The 24,335-nt window shown below is 44.0% G+C and carries 25 protein-coding genes; 24 read left to right on the forward strand and 1 reads right to left on the reverse strand.

Annotation, left to right across the window (positions count from 1 at the left end; all coding sequences use genetic code 11):
• Positions 1-4 precede the first annotated feature (4 nt).
• The 11 genes from OIT45_RS08795 (at position 5) to OIT45_RS08845 (ending at position 11,884) form a co-directional block, all read left to right on the forward strand.
• Positions 5-538, forward strand: a complete 534-nt coding sequence (locus tag OIT45_RS08795) for a hypothetical protein (protein ID WP_199403766.1) — start codon at positions 5-7, stop codon at positions 536-538.
• A 121-nt stretch (positions 539-659) separates the two neighbouring features.
• Complete coding sequence (locus tag OIT45_RS08800) at positions 660-1,373, forward strand: SDR family NAD(P)-dependent oxidoreductase (protein ID WP_199403765.1); 714 nt, start codon at positions 660-662, stop codon at positions 1,371-1,373.
• A 280-nt stretch (positions 1,374-1,653) separates the two neighbouring features.
• Positions 1,654-3,030, forward strand: coding sequence for an amino acid permease (locus OIT45_RS08805; protein ID WP_199403764.1), 1,377 nt, complete (start codon positions 1,654-1,656; stop codon positions 3,028-3,030).
• A 104-nt stretch (positions 3,031-3,134) separates the two neighbouring features.
• On the forward strand, positions 3,135-4,643 hold the full coding sequence (locus OIT45_RS08810; RefSeq protein WP_199403763.1) for a carboxypeptidase M32: 1,509 nt from the start codon (positions 3,135-3,137) through the stop codon (positions 4,641-4,643).
• A 148-nt stretch (positions 4,644-4,791) separates the two neighbouring features.
• On the forward strand, positions 4,792-5,868 hold the full coding sequence (locus tag OIT45_RS08815) for a bifunctional glycosyltransferase family 2/GtrA family protein (protein WP_264340000.1): 1,077 nt from the start codon (positions 4,792-4,794) through the stop codon (positions 5,866-5,868).
• Positions 5,858-6,751 (forward strand): phosphodiester glycosidase family protein, encoded by an 894-nt coding sequence (locus OIT45_RS08820; protein ID WP_199403761.1) that lies wholly within the window; start codon positions 5,858-5,860, stop codon positions 6,749-6,751. The genes OIT45_RS08815 and OIT45_RS08820 overlap by 11 nt, the downstream gene beginning before the upstream one ends.
• A gap of 9 nt (positions 6,752-6,760) precedes the next feature.
• Entirely contained in the window at positions 6,761-7,129 is a 369-nt protein-coding gene (locus OIT45_RS08825; RefSeq protein WP_199403760.1) for a hypothetical protein, read from the forward strand.
• Positions 7,130-7,258: 129 nt separating this feature from the next.
• Entirely contained in the window at positions 7,259-8,710 is a 1,452-nt protein-coding gene (locus tag OIT45_RS08830) for a carbohydrate-binding domain-containing protein (protein ID WP_264330112.1), read from the forward strand.
• A gap of 17 nt (positions 8,711-8,727) precedes the next feature.
• On the forward strand, positions 8,728-9,474 hold the full coding sequence (locus tag OIT45_RS08835) for a polyphosphate polymerase domain-containing protein (RefSeq protein ID WP_199403758.1): 747 nt from the start codon (positions 8,728-8,730) through the stop codon (positions 9,472-9,474).
• Positions 9,467-10,153, forward strand: a complete 687-nt coding sequence (locus OIT45_RS08840; RefSeq protein ID WP_199403757.1) for a DUF4956 domain-containing protein — start codon at positions 9,467-9,469, stop codon at positions 10,151-10,153. Before OIT45_RS08835 ends, OIT45_RS08840 begins: the two co-directional genes overlap by 8 nt.
• A 378-nt stretch (positions 10,154-10,531) precedes the next feature.
• Positions 10,532-11,884, forward strand: a complete 1,353-nt coding sequence (locus tag OIT45_RS08845) for a Na+/H+ antiporter NhaC family protein (protein ID WP_199403756.1) — start codon at positions 10,532-10,534, stop codon at positions 11,882-11,884.
• A 38-nt stretch (positions 11,885-11,922) separates the two neighbouring features.
• On the opposite strand, the gene OIT45_RS08850 is transcribed toward OIT45_RS08845, so the two are convergent.
• Positions 11,923-12,306: a ribonuclease HI family protein gene (locus tag OIT45_RS08850; RefSeq protein WP_199403755.1), complete on the reverse strand. Its 384-nt coding sequence runs from the start codon at positions 12,304-12,306 to the stop codon at positions 11,923-11,925.
• Positions 12,307-12,368: 62 nt separating this feature from the next.
• Between OIT45_RS08850 and OIT45_RS08855 the strand changes: the two genes are divergently transcribed.
• From OIT45_RS08855 to OIT45_RS08915, 13 genes are all read left to right on the forward strand, one after another.
• Positions 12,369-12,737, forward strand: a complete 369-nt coding sequence (locus OIT45_RS08855; protein ID WP_135520104.1) for an EbsA family protein — start codon at positions 12,369-12,371, stop codon at positions 12,735-12,737.
• Positions 12,738-12,746: 9 nt separating this feature from the next.
• A complete protein-coding gene (locus tag OIT45_RS08860; protein ID WP_003609764.1) occupies positions 12,747-13,664 on the forward strand; it encodes an RluA family pseudouridine synthase in 918 nt (305 codons plus the stop codon).
• A 158-nt stretch (positions 13,665-13,822) separates the two neighbouring features.
• On the forward strand, positions 13,823-14,332 hold the full coding sequence (gene pyrR, locus OIT45_RS08865) for a bifunctional pyr operon transcriptional regulator/uracil phosphoribosyltransferase PyrR (RefSeq protein WP_161690636.1): 510 nt from the start codon (positions 13,823-13,825) through the stop codon (positions 14,330-14,332).
• Between the two features lie 59 nt (positions 14,333-14,391).
• Entirely contained in the window at positions 14,392-15,477 is a 1,086-nt protein-coding gene (locus OIT45_RS08870; RefSeq protein WP_135798670.1) for a carbamoyl phosphate synthase small subunit, read from the forward strand.
• Positions 15,474-16,634, forward strand: coding sequence for an ATP-grasp domain-containing protein (locus tag OIT45_RS08875; RefSeq protein ID WP_264340001.1), 1,161 nt, complete (start codon positions 15,474-15,476; stop codon positions 16,632-16,634). Before OIT45_RS08870 ends, OIT45_RS08875 begins: the two co-directional genes overlap by 4 nt.
• Positions 16,588-17,943: a hypothetical protein gene (locus tag OIT45_RS08880; RefSeq protein ID WP_264340027.1), complete on the forward strand. Its 1,356-nt coding sequence runs from the start codon at positions 16,588-16,590 to the stop codon at positions 17,941-17,943. The genes OIT45_RS08875 and OIT45_RS08880 overlap by 47 nt, the downstream gene beginning before the upstream one ends.
• Before the next feature lie 66 nt (positions 17,944-18,009).
• Positions 18,010-19,029 (forward strand): peptidylprolyl isomerase, encoded by a 1,020-nt coding sequence (locus OIT45_RS08885; RefSeq protein WP_264340002.1) that lies wholly within the window; start codon positions 18,010-18,012, stop codon positions 19,027-19,029.
• A 221-nt stretch (positions 19,030-19,250) separates the two neighbouring features.
• Entirely contained in the window at positions 19,251-19,442 is a 192-nt protein-coding gene (locus OIT45_RS08890) for a hypothetical protein (RefSeq protein WP_199403752.1), read from the forward strand.
• A 379-nt stretch (positions 19,443-19,821) separates the two neighbouring features.
• Positions 19,822-20,712 (forward strand): YveK family protein, encoded by an 891-nt coding sequence (locus OIT45_RS08895; protein ID WP_264340003.1) that lies wholly within the window; start codon positions 19,822-19,824, stop codon positions 20,710-20,712.
• Between the two features lie 13 nt (positions 20,713-20,725).
• Positions 20,726-21,475, forward strand: a complete 750-nt coding sequence (locus tag OIT45_RS08900) for a CpsD/CapB family tyrosine-protein kinase (RefSeq protein WP_199403750.1) — start codon at positions 20,726-20,728, stop codon at positions 21,473-21,475.
• Positions 21,476-21,494: 19 nt separating this feature from the next.
• Positions 21,495-22,427 (forward strand): NAD-dependent epimerase/dehydratase family protein, encoded by a 933-nt coding sequence (locus OIT45_RS08905; protein ID WP_199403784.1) that lies wholly within the window; start codon positions 21,495-21,497, stop codon positions 22,425-22,427.
• A 3-nt stretch (positions 22,428-22,430) separates the two neighbouring features.
• A complete protein-coding gene (locus OIT45_RS08910) occupies positions 22,431-23,072 on the forward strand; it encodes a sugar transferase (RefSeq protein ID WP_199403749.1) in 642 nt (213 codons plus the stop codon).
• Between the two features lie 60 nt (positions 23,073-23,132).
• Positions 23,133-24,332 carry a hypothetical protein gene (locus OIT45_RS08915; RefSeq protein WP_199403748.1) on the forward strand — a complete coding sequence of 400 codons (1,200 nt, stop codon included), beginning with the start codon at positions 23,133-23,135 and terminating at the stop codon, positions 24,330-24,332.
• Positions 24,333-24,335 lie beyond the last annotated feature (3 nt).

Genomic DNA, 24,335 nt, shown 5'->3' on the forward strand with positions numbered 1-24,335 from the left:
AAATATGAAGTTTGAAATTAATCACGTCGTCGATAACATTTTGACAGAGCACGAAGATCCATATGTGGGCTACCAAATGAGTGGACAAGGGACGACTGAAAGCGCTGAGAAGTTTTTCAATCGTGAATTGATGACTGAGATTCGTCCGCTGGTCGACGAATTAAATGATGATTTAGACGGCACTGGGGTGTTTGAGTTGCACACGGTGCAAGTCTCGTACAATGGGGATGAGTTGGAATTGCGTTTCAAGGTGCCGGTCGCTCTGACTGAAACAGCGAGCTACTTTAACGAACTAGATGATGGCGACGAACGCATTGCATCAATTCCAACCACATCAGCAATCCAACTTGCACCACGCACACATGACGAACAAATGTTGTACACGGTTGTTGAGCACCGTTTGCAAAGTCGCAAGCGTCGTGTTGTCATGGTAGGGGTTAATCTATCTGATATGGCCGAATTCCTAATGACGATTCCAATGAACTTGGCAAAGTCATACGATGACGCGCTAGTGCGAGGACAAATCGGGCGACGTTAAGGGGCTAGTCGACGAATAAATAGGCTAGTCAGAGCAGGTTTTTTAATAATTTCAAGACCTTACTTTTCGTTAGTGATAGCTATATAATAATGGAGCTTTAAAGAAAGAAGGAAAATTATTAATGGCTAAGACAGCTTTGGTTACTGGTGCAAACAAGGGAATCGGTTATGCGATTGCAACGCAATTGCTACAAAAGGGCTACACCGTATTGATCGGCGCACGTGATGCTGAGCGTGGTGCGGCTGCCGTGAGCGAGTTGCAAGCATTTGGTAATGCAGAATTGTTGTTGATTGATGTTGCTAGCTTGGATAGCATCCATGAAGCAGTAGCAAACATCAACGTGAACTATGACGGATTGGATTTGTTAATCAACAATGCCGGTATTTCAGGTGATATGGAACGTACGGCGTGGGAGTTCGAAGCACAAGAGTTGCTTGATATCTATAAGGTCGATTTCATCGGACCATACGAGTTGACGAAGGGACTTTTGCCAGTACTACAAAAGAACAATGGTACGATTATTAACGTTTCAACACCAATTGAGCCAGGTAAGTGGTGGCACCCACTTGGTTATATGGCTGCTAAGGCACCGCTTAATGTGATGACGAAGGACTTCGGTCTTGAGTTCGAGCAACAAGGCATGCCTGTTGAGATTTTTGCCGTGATGCCAGGTGCTGTTTCTACTGACTTGAACGGCCACATCCAAGGTGACTTCGTTCGGACGACAGAAAATGCCGCTGAACTGATTTTGTCATTCTTCTTTGATGATCAAAACCACAATGGTCAAGTTATCAATGAAGATGGTTCAATTGTTAATTACAATCCACAACATTAAAAAGAAAACATCCAACTTTGTGGGTACACCGCATGGTTGGATGTTTTTTCTGTAGAACAAATCAAGCTGAGAATGCTTCTTCTGAATATATACAACACGGAATGCATATAACGCAAAAACATGCACTAATATTCAAAAAAGAGTGCAAAAAAATACACTGGTGTGCTATGATATTATTCGTTGCCAAAAGGGTTTGCCTTTTGGCTGATGAATAAAAAGAGAATAAAAGAGAAAATAAATTTGTATATCATAGCGAATTTATTCAGAGGAGGGGCAGCGCATGGCAGACACAAACGCCGCGCCTGATTCGCTAAATCGCGGGTTATCAAAGCGTCACGTGACGATGATCGCGATTGGTGGAACAATTGGAACAGGATTGTTCTTGGGAGCCGGAGACTCAATCAGTCTGACAGGACCATCAATCCTATTTGTTTACTTACTAACAGGAATTTTCCTATATATTATGATGCGTGCGATCGGTGAGTTGCTTTACGCCGATCCCGACAACAATTCATTCGTGGCCTTTGTGTCAAAGTACTTAGGTCCAGGTGCCGGGCACTTTGTGGGGTGGTCATACTGGATTACGTTGATTTTGCCAGCCATGGCGGAGTTGACGGCCATTGGGTTATACGTGCAATACTGGTTACCAAATGTACCAGCATGGTTAATCGAAATTGTCGTCATGATATTGCTGGTGGGGGTTAACCTATTCGCCGTTAATTTCTTCGGTGAGGCAGAGTTTTGGTTCTCATCAATCAAGATTATTGCCATCCTAGGCATTATCGCAACGGGAATTATCATGATGCTAACTGGTTTCAATGCACCAGGTGCACATGGTGGCCCAGTTTCATTTGCGAACATCACGCATAACTTCAAGTTCTTCCCAAATGGGGGGATGAGTTTCATGCAAGCATTCCCAATGGTTTTCTTCGCGTTCGTTGGAATTGAATTCGTTGGTTTGATGTCAGCGGAAACAAAGAACCCACGCGAGGTGATGCCAAAGGTCATCAACACGGTGCTATTCCGTATCCTGATTTTTTACGTGGGTGCCTTGGCAATTATCATGTCAATTTATGATTGGCATTACTTGCCATCAAACCAAAGCCCATTCGTGTTTATCTTTAAGTTGATCGGTATTCACTGGGCAGCAGCGTTGTTGAACTTCGTGGTTTTGACAGCAGCGATGTCAGCCTTGAATACGTTGATTTACTCAGCTGGGCGAGATGTTTACGCTTTGGCTTTGGAAAACACAGGGAAGTGGCAATCATACTTCAAGGTGCTATCAATGAAGGCAATCCCATCACGTGCGGTATTATTCTCAGCAATCTTGATTATGCTGACGCCAATTATTAACGCATTGCCAATCTTTGAATCAGCATTTAACTTCTTCGCATCAGCTACAGCGGCAATTACGTTGGTTATCTATAGTTTGATTATGTTGGCCCACCGCAAGTACCGCGCCAGTGTAGACTACATTGAAGACGGCTTCAAGATGCCATTCTACAAGATTGCTAGTCCGTTGACGCTCGCGTTCTTCTTGTTCATCTTCGGAACATTGTTCTTGGACAAGACAGATATGATTGCGGCCTTTGGTGGTATCGCCTGGACGATTGGTTACGGTTGGTACAGCCACAAGAAGTACGGCATGAAATTTTAAAATCGATTGAACTCACTGACTTTGGTTGGTGAGTTTTTTTCTGGTTTGTTTTTATATTAAAATTCAATTAGAATAAAGACACGACTAAAAACGGAGGTTATGAGATGACGGACTCATACACAGGTGCGGATTTACGTGCGCTATTGAAAGAACAGGCCTTGCTGGAAGAAACCATGGCTTTGGCCAGCTGGGATCAACTAACGGGGATGCCTAAGGATTCAGGTGAATTCCGTGCGGAACTCCAAAGTTATTTAACAGAGAAATATTTGGGCGTATCAACTGGTGACCAAGCCAAAGCGTTGGTGGCTTACTTTGACGAACATGCTTCAGAAATTTCTGATGATGAACAAGCTTTGTTTGCGAAGTTCAAGGAAGATTATGAGCGCGATGCGGTTGTGCCGGCTGACGAGTATATTGCCTTTAACAAGTTGAGCTCATCAGCGCAAGACGCGTGGTCAGAGGCTCGTGAGCAAGATGATTACAGCATCTACGCGCCATACCTCCAACAATTGATTGCTTTGAAGCGCAAGTTTATCACGTACTGGCGCAAGGATGAGGCCACACCATATGATGTGTTGCTGAATCAATTTGAGCCTGGCTTGACGGTTGAAAAGTTGGACGCAGTCTTTAACGAAGTGAAGGCGGGCGTAGTGGCCTTGCGCGATCGTTTGGCAACTGAAGGAACTGAGCCAGATGACAGTTTCCTTCACCGTGATGTGGCGATTGCTGATCAACGTGAGTATGTTTGGGATGCTGCGGTTCGCTTGGGGTACGATCCAAACAAGGGACGCTTGGACGATACGATTCACCCATTTATGCAAGACTTGAACCGCAATGATGCTCGTATTACAACGCGTTGGGCAACCGATGATTTCCAAATGGCAGTGCTGGGTATTTTGCACGAAGCGGGGCACGGTTTGTTTGCGCAAAACGTGGCGCCAAAGTGGGATTACACACCATTTAACAAAGCCATTGCGATGAGTATTCATGAGTCACAGTCACTCTTTAATGAAGTGGTCATTGGCCGTTCAGAAGCCTTTTTGCGCCATGATTACCCAATTATGCAAGCAGCCTTCCACGGTGTCCTAGATGATGTAGATTTTGAAACGTTCTACAAGGGCTGGATGAAGACACAAGCCAGTTTGATTCGTACGGAAGCTGATCCACTGACGTATCCATTGCACATCATTATTCGTTATGAGATTGAGAAGGCCATCTTCAATGATGACATTGGTGTCGAAACGTTGCCTGAGTTGTGGAATGCAAAGTATGAAGAGTATCTTGGCATTCGTCCACCGTCAGATTTGACAGGAATCCTACAAGATATTCACTGGGCTGGGGGCGACTTTGGTTACTTCCCATCATATGCATTGGGGCACTTGTATGCTGCCCAATTCCGTCACGAGATGGCGAAGACGTTGGATATTGATGCCTTGCTTGAGGCCGGTGATATTCAACCGTTGTTCGACTGGCGAAAGGAACATGTTTGGCAATACGGGGCATCAAAGACCCCATCACAAGTATTGCGTGATGCTACCGGTGAAGACCTGAACCCACAATACTGGTTGGACTTGCAAACGCACCGTTATTTGCAAGCTTACAACGTTAAGTAAACAACTGAAGGTTATATTTTAAGGCCGTGAATTTCTTGAGACAGATTCAAGAGATTCACGGCCTTTTATGTTTAGTTTGTGCTTCGCTGAAGTTTGGCTTTTGGTCGGTTCATTATGATTGCAAACAATCGAAAGAGAGGCAATCCTTATGACAAAGACTAATAATTCGGCGGCCGTGATTCTCATTCCGGCCTATGAACCAACAGAAAATTTCATTACCGTGATGATGAGTCTGCAGGTAGCGACTAATCGTCCGGTTGTGGTGGTGGACGATGGATCAGGCATCCACTACCAAACGATTTTTGCGCAAATCGAAGAGTTAGGTGCCACTGTGCTAGTACATGACCAGAATCGCGGGAAAGGTGTGGCACTTAAAACAGGTATTAAGTACGTCCAAACAGCATTTCCCAACACAGCCGGCATTGTGACAGCCGATTCAGATGGTCAGCATGCTATTTCTGACATCATGCGGATTGCAGAAAAGTTGGAATCGGGAACAGATGACTTGATTCTGGGTGTCCGTAATTTTGAAAAGGGTGCTGTACCGCCCAAATCTTACTGGGGTAACAAATTAACGAGTAAGATGACGCAATTTGCAACGGGGCTAGTCATACCAGATACCCAAACTGGCTTACGTGGATTGCCCCGCAACACATTGTCAGCGATGAGTGAGATTAGCGGTGACCGGTTTGAATATGAAATGAACATGTTGCTGGAGTTAAAAGAACGGAGCATCGGCTTAGCGCTGGTGCCAATTCAAACCATTTATGAAGGCAACAATGAAGGCACTCATTTTCACCCAATTCGTGATTCCTTATTGGTATACAAACGCTTCTTGAAATTTGCCTTCTCATCAGTGAGTTCGGCGATGGTTGATATTGCGCTGTTTGCAGTTTTGCTACTGACCTTGTTTAAAGGGGCTTCCGCAATGAGTTTGTTAGGGGCGTCAGTGCTAGCCCAATTCATTTCTGGTATTTTTAACTTTATCCTAAATCAACGATGGGTGTTTAAGTCACAAAATACGACTGGTGATCGTCGCCGCTATGTCGCACTATTCACCTTTCAAATGGTCTTATCAGCGGGTTTATTACAGCTGGTGGATACGTTTATTCCGCATCCAGTGCCGGTGAAAATAATGGTAGACACCTTAATATTTGTTGGTAGCTATTTAGTACAAAAGAAATTGGTTTTCAAATCACGAATGGAGAGAACGCATGAAGCGTAAGTTAACGTTAGTGACATCCGCAATTTTGACGGTTTATACGAGTTTTACACTGGTCGATACGTTTATGCTACAGCACAGTGGTACAGCAATTGCGACGAGCACGCAAACCGTCAAGACAACCGCGAAGAAAGATTCAAGTACGGTCAAAAAGACGGCCACGTCCTATGAGGATAGTCACATGAATATTAACGTCACAACTGAACGGGTTGATGGCACAACGGTCTATGTGGCTGACATAACAGTCGATGATCCGAGCTTGTTACAAACGGCCTTGGCTAATAATACATATGGTCGTAACTACACTGAAAAAACGTCATCGATGGCAAGCGAGCATAATGCGATTTTTGCGATTAATGGTGATTATTATGGTTTCCGCGATACTGGTTATGTTGTGCGTAATGGCACATTGTATCGCGACACTGTGGCAACTGATACGGATGCGTTAGTTATTGATAGCGACGGCAATATGAAGTCAGTTAATCAGAGCGATGAAACGGCGAGTGAACTACTTAAAAATGGTGCCCAGCAGGTGCTAAGTTTTGGCCCAACGCTGGTTGAAAACGGCAAAGTGACAGTCTCTGAAGACGCTGAAGTTGGTCAATCACAGGCGTCTAATCCACGTACCGCAATTGGACAGGTTGGTAAAAATCATTACGTGGTGGTGGTTTCTGATGGTCGAACGTCTGAATCGACAGGTCTGTCTTTGTATCAATTAGCAAATGTCATGAAAAGTCATGGGGCAACCTACGCCTACAATTTGGACGGCGGGGGATCATCAACCATGGTGCTCAATGGCAAGGTGATTAACAATCCAGTTGGTGGATCTGGCCAGTCTAGTGAACGGGCGGTGTCAGATATGTTGTACTTCGGCTACAGTGAGTAAGGAGGGAACATGGCAAAATATCAAACGGCGTTTAAGTGGTTGGGTGTGACAGGATTTATCTTTGTTTTCCACCTGATTTACAACTATTTCGGTCACGGGGTACAGTCGCCAAAAATGAATTGGGCATGGTTAGTACCTGCAGCGGTGTTGATTTGGCAAGTATTGGTGGTAACCATTAAGCCAGCAATTGCCCAATCCCCAAAATACAAAACGTTCTGGGCGTGGGGCAATTTGGCCACTTGGTCGGTCATCATTGCCTTGATCGTTGCTGGTATCTTAGAAATTGCAGGGACGGGCTCGACCTATATTGTTGGGTACTATGTTATTTCAGCCTTGCTATTAATTGGTGGCGTATTTCAAACAATTAAATCGGCCTAACGTGGATAGATCAGTCAAATGGCTGGTCTTTTTTTATTCACAAAATTTAAGTTTGACATTAGCTCCCTTGAGTGATGCTTTAAGGTTCAACCGGCATAGTAATAGTACAAATTATCGAGGTGAAAGAAAATGATGAAAAATAAAAAAGCAGTCGCCACGATTGGTGTGCTAGGCGTAATGGCGCTAGGTGGTGCTAGTTATGCGGTGATGCAATCAGATACTGACGACACGAATACCGAAGTAGCAAAAACGGCTAGTGCCAAAAGCTCATCGACGACCACCACGAAAAAGCTCGCTGTAACAGCTTATCCAACCGCAGCGCAAACCGGTGATGCATCTGGCAAGGTGACGGCCGATGGTACGGTGGATTTGTCTAAGACGAAGGCAACTGGATCTGGTGTAAAGGTGTCCGATAAAACTATCACGATTTCTAAGGGTGGTACGTATTACGTGACAGGATCAGCGAGTGATGCACAAATTGTCGTTGATGCCGGTGACAAGGATGAAGTCACAATCATTATGAACGGCGTGAATCTAACATCGACGACTGGTCCAGCTATCTATGAGAAGAACGCGGACAAGACCATTATTTCATCAGCAACCAATTCAATTAATTTGATTGACGGTGGCACAATCACTGATACCGACGAGGAGAAAGCAGCGGTTTATGCAACGCACGACTTAACCTTTAAGGGGGATGGTGTGGTCGCGATTAACGGTGATTCAAAGGATGCGGTTTATACCAAGGATGATTTGAAAATCAAGTCAGGTACGGTGTTCGCCAAGGCAATTAAAGACGGCTTAGTTGGTCACGATTTAGTGCACATTACCGACGGTACGGTTAATGTATCGGCAGGTGATGATGCGATTGAATCAAATCAAGACAATGACGAAAACAAGGGATTGGTTGAAATTACCGGTGGAGACGTTACAGTCGCCACGGGTACGGAAGATGGTAATCACGGTATTTCTGCCGAACGTAAGCTGGTGATTTCAGGCGGTAAGGTTGTGGTCACAAGTTCATATGAAGGTATGCAAGCCAATGAAATTGATATCGATGGTGGTGAAACGACGATTAGCAGTACGGATGACGCAGTGAATGCATCAGGTAGTTACAAGACGCCAATCTTGAATATCACGGCTGGTAAGCTTGCCTTCCTAGCTGGTGGTGACGGCCTTGATTTAAACGGGGACATCACAATGTCAGGCGGTACGGTCGAGGCGATGATTAGCTCATCCCCAGACAACGAGGCAGTCGATTTGGATGGCACGTTGACCTTCAACGGCGGAACTATACTATACGGTGGAACTGGCACTGGAGCAACCTTTGACAATGCCTATGTGAAGTTGCCAAGCGGCGTTAAGCAGGGTGACAAGGTAACCGTGGTTGACGATGCAAACAAGACGATTGCAAGCTACACCGTTAACGCTGATGGTGACACGGTTGCTGTCGCGTCAACCGACATTAAGTCAGGTTCTACCTACAAGGTAACGGTGAACGGGACGACGACTGAAGTGACGGCTGGTACTGGTTTGACTGAAGGAATGGCTGGTGGTGGGCCGGCCGGTGGCATGCGTTAGGACTGATTGGTGAAAATATGCAAGTTTTCAATCGATATGAAGTGAAATATATTATTACCCAAGCGCAGTACGAGAGCATTTTGCAGGCGTTGCTTGCAGCTGAACAGATGCGCCTAGATTGTTACAACCAAACGGGAGAATCATATCCCATTCAATCGCTTTATTATGCATCAGTAACGGATGCCGTCTCACAGCAGGCGTTGCGATTGGAACCCAATGAATTTAAACAGCGACTCCGCATGCGATCTTATGGACCGGCGAATGCCGAAAAGCCGGTTTTGTTGGAGATTAAAAAGAAGTTTTTGAAGAAAACCTATAAGCGACGCATCACGGTCGATTATGAAACGGCGAATCGCTTCCTGACTGCCGGTGAATTACCAGATAACCAAATTGGTCGGGAAGTCCTATCGCTAGCTCGCAAACAATTGCAACCGGTGATTAAGGTAGCGTACGAACGAGTTGCGCTTCATGCGACGTCATGCGATAGCGATTTACGGATATCATTCGACACCAATATTAGGACGTCGACACGCGATTTGAGTATTTCAAACCAAACAATCGGTGCGACCTTGTTGCCTGCTGGTATGGTATTAATGGAGATTAAAACCGAGTTGGGGATGCCAACATTTCTCCGCCGAATAGTTGCCGATTACCAGTTGCGTCCAACGAATTTTTCAAAATTTGAACGTGGTCTAAAACGTAGCTTCCAAGCTAGCGACGAGACTTACACAGATATTTTACAAAAGGAAATTGCACATGCTTAATTCAATTTTTACAACGAGTAGTTCTGGCACTGCTATCACATTGCCAACATTTATCATTGCAATGGTAACCGCCATGCTGCTAGGACTCGTGACGGCGTTGGTTTATTTAAAAACCTATAATTCAAGAGTGTCACCGCAAAAATTCTCATTTACATTGGTCTTATTGCCAGTCGTGATTGCGGTCATTATTATGCTGGTCGGTAATAACGTCGCCCGTGCCTTCTCATTGGCCGGTGCGTTCTCAATTATCCGATTCCGTTCAGCGCCGGGGGATCCAGCTGAAATTACGTATGTCCTCCTTACGATGGCGATTGGTTTGGCGTCAGGACTGGGATATATTGCGTACGCTGTGATTGCCGCCACATTATTGCTACTGGCAATGTTGCTGATGAATATGGTGGACTTTGGTGGTCACGCTACAACTGATCAATTGCTCAAGCTAACGGTGCCTGAAGATTTGTACGACAAACAAGAGGTTGAAGCAATTTTGACCGAATACACCGAAAAATTCATTCTGAAGCGTATTAAAACCACTGAACTAGGGTCATTGTTCGAGTTGCAGTACTTGCTAAGCATGAAGCAGGGGATGGACGACAAAGCCTTTATTGATGCGCTACGTACAGCGAATGGTAATCTCGGGATTGCGATGCAATATAACCTAATCGCCGACGAATATTAAAAAAACCTCATTTTAGTGTTGACAAGCACTCATCTATTCCGTAAACTGAGACACATCAGTAGGACATAACATTGTACGTAAGAGAAGCCACGGTTGCTGTGAGTGGCGCAGGTGTTTTGACTGAACTATTTACAACGGAATAGTCTGAAAGAGAGTGGCATGCGATTGTATGCGACTAATTTGGGTGGTACCGCGGATTTTTGCTAATTCGTCCCAGTAATCTGTTTTTGCAGATTACTGGGACTTTTTTATTTTGTTTGGAGGATTTACACCATGGGGTATTTGATGTAACACGTGGCGTTGGCGGACTTGTTCGTTATCACAGCAGCTATAACTGAAATTTGAACTGATTAGATTGTAACGAACGAGGAGATACATATGGAAAAGCAAGCAACACCACGCTTTGGACAAGCGTTAGCACTTATTGTTATTTTGATTATTATTTTCGCCGGTAGCATTATTGGCCTTGGATTATCGCCATACATCCCATTGACGCTAAGTTTGTTGGTAACGATGGTTTTTGCCAAGCTACACCGCGCAACGTGGGAAGATATTCAACGTGATATGTTGAGTGGTTTGCAAACGGCTTTGGCACCATTGTTTTTGTTCCTATTGATTGGGATGCTGATTGCATTGTGGATGGGGACGAACGTGATTCCAACGATGCTCTGGATTGGCTTTAAAATTGCGAACGCGGCGTGGTTCTTGCCAAGTGCTGTCTTGGTAACGGCCATCGTCGGTTCAATGATTGGATCAGCGTTCACCACGCTTGCAACGGTCGGGGTGGCCTTGATGGGTGTTGGTACAGCGATGGGATTCGAACCAGCATTGGTTGCCGGAGCTGTGCTGTCAGGTGCGATTTTTGGAGACAAGAGTTCACCGTTGTCAGACTCAACGAATTTGGCATCATCAATTTCAGAAACTGATTTGTTCGCGCACATCAAAAACTTAATGTGGACGACAGTGCCAGCGTTGGTTGTATCTTTCATTATTTTCTTCATTATCGGTGGAGGTCATGCTGGTGCATCGACTGCAAAATTAGCTAGCTTGGCCGACTTGTTGTCACCAACTTGGTGGACGATTGTACCGCTAGTTTTGTTGGTGGGGATGGCATGGGCAAAAGTGCCAGCTATTCCAACGCTACTAATCAACGTTGCAGTGACGGGTGCATTCTTCTTGCTTAACCACACACCAGCAATGTTGGCCGATATTTTGTTGAATGGGTTCAAGACCACAGCTAAGAATGACATGCTACAAGCGTTGTTGAACCGTGGTGGTATGTTAGCCATGATGCCAACGGTGATTATCATTATGTTGGCCTTGGCCCTTGGTGGGTTACTAACGGAACAACGTATTTTGCAAGCCGTTATGGCACCAATTGCAAACCGCATTAAGAGTGGGGCTGGTGTCATTACCGGTACCGTCTTTACCGGAATTGCAGCCAACTTCATGATTGGTGAGCAATACCTGTCAACGATTTTGCCAGGTCAACTTTGGAAGTCAGCGTTTGATCGCGTTGGCTTGTCGCGTTTGGCCTTGGGACGTTCATTGGAAGACTCAGGAACGGTCGTGAATTACTTGGTTCCTTGGGGTGTGGCGGGGAGCTTTGCCGCGCAAACATTGGGCGTACCGGTTCACAACTTCGCACCATTTGTCGTCTTTGCCTTGTTGTCACCAGTGTTCTCATTGTTGTCAGCTTGGACAGGCATTGGTATTAAGAAAGCATCATAAAGCAAAAAGCGCGCATCCGAGGGTGCGCGCTTTTACTATTAATGAATGGCTTGCAAAGCCAGCTTGTGAGCGCCTTGATTTTCACGATCGGGAATCCAGGTTGTTAAGACAATCTTGTACCGATCAATCAGCGCCATTAGGGTGTCAATTAGTTCTGGATAATGCTTGGCATAGGATTTACCAATGCTATCCGCGACTAATTTTGAATCGATGTAAAACATGACTGTATCGTCGGGTGAGGCGATGGGTAGTAATTGCTCAAAGGCAAAAATAGCGGCCCGGAATTCAGCTTCGTGATTACTCATTTCACCCAGTGCGTGGTGAAGTTGTGTTTGCTTGCCGTTGGCGGAGATAACAACGCCGGCACCGCTTGGACCGGGATTTCCTTGGGTCGCAGCATCAGCATATAACTTGATTAACATGACAAAAACCTCTAACTTCATTATACTAGAAAATAGCATGAACTCCCGAAAGGAGCGTAGACATGAAAGGTTTTTACCAACCCGCCGGTTTAGTAGGCTGGGTATCGTGGACGTGGATTTTAATGATTGCCTTGTTCGGCATGATTATGTGGCTTGAGGTGACAACACTTAACGTTTGGACATATGTGTCATTCTTCGTGTTTGTCGTCGTAGCAGCTGCAACCATTCTGCGTCGACGTGTGACATTGGAAGATGATGCGTTGCGTTTCCCACACATTATTGGGATGCACACCGAGAAGATCCACTTTAAGGATATGGAATTTGTACAATTTAACAAGCACACGGTAATGTTTAGCCATGACGGTGAGCAATACAGCTTTTTGATGGGGCAGCGCATGTTGCAAGCTCTACAAGAGAAGATTGAAGGATAGAGAATTTTTATGACAGAAGAGACATTGGTAATCACGGACCAAACTGGCCGTCTTGATAAGGTCGTTGCTGATGCGTTTGAAGATTATACACGTACCCAAGTGACAGGCTGGATTAACGACGGCGTTTTGAAGGTAAATGGTGCCGAGAAGAAGGCTAAGTACAGCGTGAAGCCAGGGGATGAAATTACCTTTACGGTTCCTGAACCAGTTGAGATTGATTTGAAGCCGGAAGATATCCCATTGGACATCGTGTATGAAGATGATGACCTATTGGTTGTCAACAAGCCACAAGGGATGGTTGTGCACCCAGCGTTGGGTCACGAATCAGGCACGTTGGTTAACGCGTTGATGTTCCACACGCCACTTTCAACGATTAACGGGGTGGTTCGTCCTGGTATCGTGCACCGTATCGACAAGGACACGTCAGGTTTGTTGATGGTTGCCAAGAATGACAAGGCCCACGAAGCATTGTCAGCGCAATTGAAGGACAAGAAGAACTTGCGTCAATACTACGCACTTGTTCACGGTGAATTCATTGAAAACGAAGGAACCATCAAGGCACCTTTGGGTCGTTCATCTGCTGACCGTAAGAAGCAAGCAGTTGTGGCCGGTGGTCGTGACGCAGTGACCCACTTCAAGGTCGTGAAGCGTTTTGTTGGTTACACGCTATTGCAAGTAACGCTTGAAACGGGACGTACGCACCAAATCCGTGTGCACATGGCTTATATCGGTCACCCAGTGGCTGGTGATCCATTGTACGGACCAAAGAAGACGTTGCCAGGTAATGGTCAATACTTGCACGCGGCAACGCTTGGTTTGACGCAACCAACGACTGGTGAAGAAATGACGTTTGAAGCGCCATTACCAGCGTACTTTACGGAAATGTTGGATCAATTAGACCCATATGCAGAAATTGACGCAAACTAAGTCCCAAACGACGCGGTTTTCGTGCTAAAATGAAGTTACTTCTTAATGCTATCCAGAGAGATGCAAGAGGTAACGAGACATGTTGATTTTAAACTTGGCGTTACCTAATTTTTTAGGTGACGCCTTTTTGTATACATAAACAGATAAGGGATTCGATTATGGCTAAAGAAATTGTAGATGCAATGGCAATGCAACGTGCTTTGACACGTATTACGTACGAAATTATCGAAAAGAACAAGGGTATTAATAACCTCGTGATTGTGGGAATTAAGACGCGCGGTGTTTATATTGCCCAACGTATTGCAGAACGTTTGCAACAATTGGAAAATGCAGAAATCCCAGTTGCTGAGCTAGATATTTCAACTTATCGTGATGATGCAACGGATCGTGGTACGAAGGCTGTGTTGGATACGAATATCGACGGCAAGCGTGTTATCTTGGTCGACGATGTGCTTTACACAGGTCGTACGATTCGTGCGGCTTTGGACGCCTTGATGGATAACGGCCGCCCAGCAGTAGTTAACTTGGCCGTTTTGGTTGACCGTGGTCACCGTGAGTTGCCAATCCGTGCCGATTTTGTTGGGAAGAACATTCCAACGGCGGCCGCCGAGCGCATCAACGTCAATGTTGAAGAAGTTGACGGTGTTGATTCAGTTGAAATTCGTTAATTAAAACGCAGGACGGAAAGGAGGACTTGCCATGTTTGATGCATGGTAAGCACGACGTCATGACAAAACGTTATTTAATTTTGCAAGATGGCACGATTTTTGCCGGCGAAGCGTTTGGATCACCTGCGACGAATTTTGGGGAAATTGTTTTTCACACGGGGATGACGGGGTATCAAGAAGTTATTACCAACCCGATTTATCACAATCAGATTGTGATGTTCACCTCACCAACGATTGGGGCGGCTGGGATTAATCACCGCGCCGATGAATCAATTGTGCCAACGGTTAAAGGTGTGGTAGTACGTGAAGTCGCCGATATCTCAACCAATCGTTTGCAATCAATGAGTTTGCACGACTATTTGAAGCGTCACAATGTACCCGGCATTTCACAAATTGATACGCGCGCTTTGGCTCGTCATTTGCGTAAGACGGGAACGCAAAAGGCCTCAATTGTTGATGCGCCAGATGACCACGCGTTCGATCAATTGCGTGCGATGGTTTTGACGACGCGTCAGGTGCCACAAGTTTCAACACCAAAGGCTTATGCTAACCCAGGGCGTGGGGCGAACGTGGTGGTACTAGATTTCGGTTTGAAAAATGGTATTTTGCGCATGCTAAGTGACTTTGATGCCAATGTTACGGTGTTGCCATACAACGCCACATCGGATGAAGTTGCTAACTTGGACCCCGATGGTATTGTGTTGTCATCAGGACCGGGTGACCCACGTCAAATCCCAGATGAAACGTTTGATATTATTCGTCAATTTGAGCAACGTGTGCCAATGTTTGGTATTGGGTTGGGACATGAATTATTTGCGCTCGCCAATGGTGCCAAACTACAACAAATGCCAGTTGAACACCATGGGATGAATCACCCAATCCGTGAGCAAATCACGAATCGCATTATGTTTGCGACACAGGGGCAAGGGTTCAGTGTTGATCCAGATTCTGTGCGTGACACTGATATGTTTGTTACACATATCGATATGACGGACGGGATTATTCAAGGATTGCGTCACCGAGATTACCCAGCGTTTAGTGTGCAATTTTTCCCAGATACAGCGCCAGGACCAATTGAGGCAACACAGGCCTTTGATGAATTTATGGAAATGGTGACTGCACGTCGAGGAGGGTGGCTATCATGAGTGAACGAATCTTAATTATCGGTGGATCTGCCAATGATTTTGGTCGTGAAACTGAAAGTGATGCTGCAAGCTATCAAGTGGTGAAGGGGCTTCGTCGTCGTGGTCATGAAATCGTGATTGTCGATGATAACCCATTTGGCTTTACGACTGAACGCGATGATGTGACGGTGATTGAAACCGCGTTGACTGCACCTAATTTGGTTAAGGTAATTGTTGAACAAGGCATTACGGCGATGGTCGCGAGTGTTGGTGGCTCAACAGCCGTTCGTTTGTCAGCGGAAATTGTTGAATTGCTTGGTGATAATGCGCCCAAGGTTTTGGGGATGACATTGCCAGTGATGCAAGCCACACAAAATACCAAGTACCTGCAAGAGCGCCTCACCAAGTTGAAGTTGCCAGCCATTCAAACGCGTTTGGCAAGCAATGTCAGTGAAGTTTTCGATGCAGCGCGTGAGTTTGATTTCCCAGTGGTTGTCCGTTCGGTGGCACCAGTTGGACAAACGATTCGTCTCCAAGTTGAAGATGTGGAAGAACTGGAAGGGGCAGCCGAAACGGCGTTGAACCGTTCGTTGACCCACCAAGTCAACGTGGACAAGAGTATTCGCGGTTACCAAGAAATTGCCATGGTGGTTGTGCGTGATAAGCGCGATACGACCGTGTTGATTGGTGGTGTTGAGGATATGGATCCGGTTGGTATTCACTCGGCTGATTCGATTGCGATTACGCCGGTGCAAACGTTGCCGGACCCCGTGTTCCAGCAATTGCGTAACGCGGCCTTTACAGTTGCACGTGGCTTTAACGTCGTTGGCTTGCTGGAAGTACGCTTCGCCGTTAATCCGACCACAGAAGAGTATGTCATCACACGTTTGACGCCATACTTTGACCGTACCTCTGCCATGCTAGTGGCCGCTACGGGCTATCCGTTGGTGCCGGTTATCGCTGGCTTGATGATGGGTGAGACCCTTGATAAGGTGCGCGTGCCATCAATTTATGCCGAGCACACAGCTTTGTTAGAGCCAACAATGGATCACATTGTTATTCGTTTCCCAGTGTTTGCCTTTGGTGAACTAGAGTCAGTCGGTATTCAAACCGAGAAATCGTTTGGACACCGTGCAAAAGTCAGTTGGGGCGACAATTGGTGTGGGACGCAGTGTTGAAGAGGCGTTGGAAAAGGCCATTCGTGCCGCCCACTTTAACAACCGTAACTTCTCACCGACTGTGATGAACGCGTTGACTGATAATGAAATTATTGAGCAATTGATTCACCCACGCGATAACCGAATTCTAGTTTTGCTTGAGGCAATCCGTCGTGGTTATACCGTTGATGAATTGGCTGAGTTGACTAAGATTAATGCGTTTTACTTCTATAAACTAGAGCGCATTAATAATTTGGAAAGCGCCGTTAAGGATCATCCATGGGATACCGATACCTTGCAACAAGCCAAGTATTACGGGTTGTCTGATGGTTTGGTAGCTAAGTTATGGGATGAAAAGTACGAGGCGGTGCGACGTTATCGTTGGGATAACGGTATTTTGCCAACGTATAAGGCGTTCGAGCCGTCAGCTGGTGAATTCGAAGAGTCAGTTTCACAATTCTATTCAACGTTTGAAACGGAGAATGAGAGTGAGCGACTTGGGGATGATTCAGCCTTGGTGATTGGAACGGGGGCCTTTCGTCTTGGGGATGGTGCCGCAGCATCATACACAATGGCGATGGTGGCCGATGAATTGTCACGCCAAGGTATCAAGACGGTTTTGATGAATAACAATCCGACGGATCTAACATTCATTCCGCAACTGGCGCACAAGCAGTATTATGAGCCGTTGGAAATTTCTGATGTGATGAACGTCATTGAAATTGAACAACCAACGCGTGTGTTTGTGCCAGGTAATCGCATTAAGTTGATTACAAGTTTGCGTAAGATGGGTGTAAATGTTCAAGTAATCGCCAAAGAAAAGTACCTACCAAGTAGTATGCTAAGTGACGGTCAACAAACCATCGTGAATTACTTCTATGACGGGCTTGAATTGCACGTGATTGGGGTTGGTCATCAAGATAACGGTGGCATTTTCTTCGATCAATCGGCTATGACGGATTCATTGTGGGAATCATTGCCACGACCTGAGATGACGCTGGATACGGCTGGCTTGTACCAGTTGGTGACGGATCGCTTGCCATTAGACCGTGAAGTCACGGCTGATGATATTCGACCAATGCCATTTACGCATATTGCCTTCCTTGATAAGGTGACGGGCGTTTCATGGCTTCGCTTGATTGTTCGTTACATGTTGAATAAACAAACGACGGCTGACGAAGAAATGGTTGATAATTTGAAGGATCTACCATGGCGTATCAAGACATCACGTCTGCGTTATCGTGATGCGGACTTTGCGGAACATATGAATATTCAGCAAACGCTTGATAACGGACGCTTTGCGATGGGTGCGACTTACCAAGTGCTTTAAGCAAGTTAAAGCTTCGTATGGTAAACTTAAAACACATATATAAATATTGAAAGAGGGCATTTTTCCATGTGGAAGAAAGTAGTAGCTATTTTGGTTGTCGTTGCGGCAGCTTTGGGATTGGCAGCCTGGGGCGTTGGTCCTAAGTCAATCGCCACAACTAATGACGGTAACATCTCACAAGCTGATTATTACAAGAAGTTGAAGAACACGAGTGCTGGTCAACAACAATTGGCCAACATGATCATCGAGAAGGTTTTGGAAAAGAACTACGGTGACAAGGTTTCTGAGAAGTCAGTTAACTCACAATTCAACTCAGTTAAGAAGCAATACGGTGCACAATTCGCCTCAGCTTTGGCTAACAATGGTATAACGGAAGATACGTTCCGCGACTCATTGCGCCTACAAGCTTTGGAGAAGCAAGCCGTTAAGTCAAACTCAAAGTTCTCTAACAAGGAATTGAAGGCTGCTTATGACAGCTACACACCTGACGTGAACGTATCAGTTATCTTGGTTTCTTCAGAAGATGAAGCCAAGGACATCATCAAGCAATTGGATGAAGGTAAGAAGTTCGCGGACTTGGCCAAGGAGAAGTCAACGGATTCTTCTACTAAGGACAAGGGTGGAAAGATGGAAGCCTTCGACTCAACTAACACAACGCTTGAAGATGACTTCAAGACGGCTGCGTTTGGTTTGAAGAAGGGTGAATACACGAAGAACCCAGTTAAGTCATCAACCTACTCAGGCTACTTCGTCATCAAGATGGATTCACGTGATGAAAAGAAGCCATTCAAGGACATGAAGTCAAAGATGACTGATATCCTGGTTGAACAAGAAATGTCAGATTCAACGAAGGTTCAAGCTGTAATCGGAAACGAATTGGCTAAGGCCGACGTTAACATCAAGGATTCAGACTTGAAGAACGTTTTGTCAACGTACACGCAAGCCGCTGCGATGGAAAAGACAAACAAGTCTGATAAGTCATCATCAAAGTCTTCATCTTCAGAAGCTAGCTCATCAGAGTCATCAAGTTCTTCTGAGTCAAGCTCATCATCAATCTTCTTCATCAGAAGAGAGCTCATCAGCTGAATAATAAATATAGTTAATAGTAAAAGTCCCCGCAAATTAGGCTTGATTTGTGGGGATTTTTTTGTGTGACCAATTTTCGAGATAACAGTGGGGCCTACACACCCGAAAATGAGTTCTTAACAAAAGTGACATATAAAAAGTGGTAAACTTAGATTTGTTTTTTGAGAGTGGGTTAAAAACATTTTATGTAGTGTATGCATTATTCTTAGGGAGAGCGTAGCATGGATTTTTTGTTAAATGATTTGGTTGATAATGGATATGTTAGAGTGCCAGATAATTTTCGCCATTCAGGTATAGTGAATACAGTGGTGGAAAAATATAAGGCAACAACTGGTCGAGTTGCGGAGATTGTTGAAGAGTCTACGGACTTTGGATCACGATTGATGATTGTAGATGTTGAACAGTATTTGTAAATTTTATGACATGGAGGCATTGCATTATTGCGATGCCTTTTTTTGATGTTAGAGTTCGTTACAAAATACGAAATTTTCAAAAAATGAAAATCGTTGTTGATAATCATTCGTAATATGTGATTGACATTATTGTAATTTATTGCCGGAATATGAGAATTGCAAAGGAAAAACACAATTTAAGTCCTGATTTCAAGACAAAACGCATCTTAGAATGTGATAAACAACTGTAAAAATGATATTTTATGCAATTATGTCTTAACATAACCCCCCTTAAAAAGTGATAGACTTAAATGTGTCTTTTTTATGTGCAATTCTTTTGCTAAAAACGAAATTTTTTTGAAGGTATCATTACCAATATAGAATAGGTGGGTTTATTTATATGGATAACGTAATCGATCTTGGTCGACTATGGTTGATTGTTCGTCGCAACTGGACGTTTATGCTAGCACTTGGGGTGATTGCTGGTGGTGTTGCTTTTGGGGTGTCTAAATTTTTAATTCACCCGCAGTACAGTTCTTCAGCAGCCTTGCTTGTTAACCGCAAGCAAGACAACGCTCAAGCAGGGGTGCAGTACGCAGATCAACAAGCTGATGTACAAATTATCAATACATATAAGGATATTATTACACGACCAATTATTTTAAACACGGTCGTGAATGATTTGACAAAGCCACATAAAGAGCAAATTCAAGCCGCCGTTCCGGCCCAATATACTACGGATGAATTTGGAGAGAAAGTTCAAACGGTGCCAGCACAACCAGCTAAGTACAAGTTAGTTGCTGCAAAGTACGATAATACTGATTTGAACTCCGATTCAGTTGCTAAGATGATTAGCATTTCTAATCAAACAAATTCACAAGTGTTCTCAGTGAATGTTAAGTCTGGAGACGCCACGATGTCTAAGGATATCGCCAATACGATTGCTGAAGTATTCAAGGATAAAGTTGCGTCAATTATGTCTGTCTCGAATGTCTCAATCGTCTCAAAAGCAACGACAAATTCAACGCCTGTTGCACCAAACGTTAAGCTGATTACTTTGGCCGGACTTATCCTTGGCGTATTCGCTGGTTTTGCATGGGGATTTATCAAGGAAGTAACAGATCGCACTGTTAAGGATTTGGAGTTCCTAACGAACGACTTGAAGCTGACTAATTTAGGTGTAATAGGTTACATCGGTAGAATTCGAGATTTTAAGGATGTTATTGCAGCTAATGAAAAGAAGCACGCAAATAATGAGACGCGTACATCACGTTTGGGTCAACGCATTTAACGGGAGATAAGATATGAGTTTTAATTTTTTGAAGAAAAAGCACGTTGAAGATACTGAGACACAAGATAATGGCGCGCGTTTGGTGACTTTCGTTGAACCGAAGCATGTTATTTCGGAGCAATTCCGTACATTGCGTACGAATATCGAATTTGCTGGTGCAGCTTTGGATAAATTGCAAGTTGTGATGTTTACGTCTGCTGAAATGTCGGATGGAAAGACAACGGTTTCTTCTAATGTCGCTGTTACATGGGCGCAAGCTGGAAAAAGTGTGCTTTATGTTGATGCAGACTTGCGCCGTCCAACGGCACATTCAACGTTCGATTTGTTGAACACGCGTGGCTTAACGACGATTTTAGCTGGTAATGCACAACCAAAAGATACAGTTCAAAAGACATTTGTCGATAATTTAGAGGTTCTTACGTCTGGCCCCGTTCCACCTAATCCAGCCGAACTATTGAGTTCAACGCGTATGGCTTCTTTGGTTGAGTGGATGCGTAATAACTACGACGTTGTGGTACTTGATGTTCCACCAGTGATGGCAGTCACAGACGCGCACGTATTGATGCCACTTGTGGATGGTGCAATCTTGGTAACTATTTTTGGTAAAACGCTTAAAGTCAATCTTGAACGAACAGTAGAAACGCTACGATTAACAGATACGAAAATTTTGGGAATTGTGCAACGTGTTCGTGGCGGTAAAAACGATGCAGGATATGGTTATGGATACGGCTACGGATATGGATATGGCTACGGAAATGAATAATTTGAATGGAGATAACAAAATGAATAAAACTGTATTGGTTACAGGTGGAGCAGGATTTATTGGATCACACGTAGTAGAACGTCATCTGAATGAAGGGAATACCGTTGTTGTAGTTGATGATTTATCTATGGGGTTGTTGGCAAATCTCCCTGAAAATGACAATTTAACTTTTTTTGAAAAAAGCATAACAGACACGACGTTTATGAATGACTTGCTTGTTAAGTACAACTTTGACTATATTTACTTACTTGCAGCAATTGCATCTGTTGCCGACACTATTGAGCGTCCGTATGAATCTCATCAAGTTAATCAAGAAGCAAATATCGCTATTTTGGAGTCTTTGAGAATCAACAATTTGCGACCACAGAGAATTCTATTTTCTTCATCTGCCGCAACATATGGTACTTTGCCTGACTTGCCAAAGAGAGAAGATGGGCCAGTGCGTCCAGCAACTGCGTATGCTATTGATAAATATGCTACTGAACGCTTTGTTCTAACGTATTCTGCGTTATATGATTTGCCAGCTGTAGCGGTTCGCTTCTTTAATGTTTATGGACCACGACAAAATCCTAAGTCACCATATTCAGGGGTGCTAAGTATTATTACAAGTGCGTTGCAAGAAAATTCTGTTTTCCGATTGTTCGGTGACGGGCTTCAGACACGAGATTTTGTGTATGTTAAAGATGTAGTTGCCGCTTTGAAGCTAGCTGAAGAAAATGATCAAATGGTTGGTGAAGTGTTCAATGTTGCAACAGGAACCTCTAGAACATTGCTTGATGCAATTAAGGGATTAGAGAGTGCGTCTGGTAAGAAACTGACGTTAAAGAAGGAACCAGAGCGTCTGGGCGATATTAAATATTCTGAAGCTGATATTTCGAAGCTAACTTCTATGGGTTACACTCCGATGTACGATTTCAATGCAGGTGCGGCAGAATATTGGGAGAGTTTGTAAAATATGAAAGATAATAGTTCAGAGGTTTACCTCGCAAAACTTGAAAATGTTCAACCAGTCAGGAATGGATATTTAATTGTTAAGCGAGTGTTTGACTTGATTTTTGCCATTCTATTTGCAATTCCTGCGTCGGTAGTGATTTTAATTTTTGGTGTATTAATTAAAATAGACACTCCAGGGCCAATGTTTTATAAACAGGAACGTGTTGGTAAAATGGGTTCCGTCATATATGTTACTAAGCTTCGATCGATGTATACAGATGCAGAAGCAAAGTCTGGCGCTGTTTGGGCAAAAAAGAATGATTCTAGAATCACAAAGATGGGACATTTCGTGCGCATGACAAGAATTGATGAATTACCCCAGATATTTAGTGTTATTTCTGGTGAAATGAGTTTTATTGGGCCACGACCAGAGCGACCATCATTTACGAGTCAATTTTCTGAAGAAGTTCCGGGATTTGAAAAAAGATTACGAGTAACACCGGGACTTAGTGGTTTGGCGCAAATTCGTGGAGGATATGATGCCACGCCTAGTGAAAAATTGGCTGATGATTTGGAGTATATTGAAAACATTAGCTTTAAAGAAGACTTGCTCATAGTTCTGCACACTCTTTCTGTGGTAGTGACTGGACACGGAGCGCATTAAGAAATGCGATGCGAGAATGCATCGCATTTTTCATAATTTTTTTGAATGGAGAGTGATCCCTTGGGTGTGATTTTAGGACTGACGGCGATATTTCTCAGTATAGTATTTCCAATGGGTGGTATTATTTTTGGTGCTGCAGTGATTATCTTTGAGAAAAAAACTAATATTCTAGCAATCCTGGGCACAGCCCTGGGCTTTGTAGGATTTGCGATGCATTATACATATCTACCGACAGACGACATGTTCAGATACGTTGCCTATATGAACTCGATTCAATCTGTTAACGGTATATCTGATTTTGTATCACAACTATACAGTACAACGCCCGTGTCTGAGTATGGGCTTAACGGGCAAACTTGGCCTTTGTCTGCGGTACTTTTATTTATTATTTCTAAAACGGCAGATTACCGGTTATTATCAGCCATTACTGTAGTATTTTCTATTTTTGTTAGATTGTTTGCGATTGCTAAAGTTAGTGAAACGGATAAAGTAGATGCTTTAACAATATTCATCAGAGCGTTTGGTTATTTTTCATTAATTTTTATGATGACACTGAAGTTGCCTGTTAGTGGCTTTAGATGGTATGTGGCAACCGATATTGTTATTTTGCTTATGGCGAGTGATGCCTTAAATAGAGAATTAATTACCATTCCTAAATTATTCTGGTCTGTGGTGGCTGGATTGTTTCACCCAGCGGCATGGATTTACCTCGGAATAAAGGTATTTGCCACTATCGTATCTTCTAGAAACAATAGTTTTGTCAAGCGTTCGTTACCGTTTTTAGCAGTAATGGCTTTGGGTGTTGTAGTTGTTTTCCATAGTAGCTTGGTTGGCAACGTTTTGAATCAGTTTGCTGCTTATGTCAGTGATGATAGTTTTTCTGGGACGTTTGAATGGATGAGAAAATTTTATGTAGGATGGTTCATCATAGTTACGTTGATGTTTTCTAGATTTTATTTAATTCGTCAGAACGTTTCAAAAGCTAATCTGTACAACGTCGAGTTCAATTATCTTTTAACTGGCCTAAGCCTGCCGTTCTTTTTGTTCCAAAGAATATATCCATTTGCATGGGTCATGTTGACGGTATTTTGGATATTTAGTGTTGTGAAGACAAATAAATTCACCTACATTGATTTGGCTGTGGTGTTTTTAACTTTGGTAATTGGATTCACGTATTATTGGACAGCCCCTGGTAACTTTTTGCCACCTACAGATTTGTTGGCTTACGGGAAAATGTTGGTTATGCCGATTTGGAGATGAGAA

This window comes from Weissella sp. LMG 11983, from assembly GCF_025908495.1.
In the GTDB taxonomy this organism is placed as follows: Bacteria; Bacillota; Bacilli; order Lactobacillales; family Lactobacillaceae; genus Weissella; species Weissella fermenti.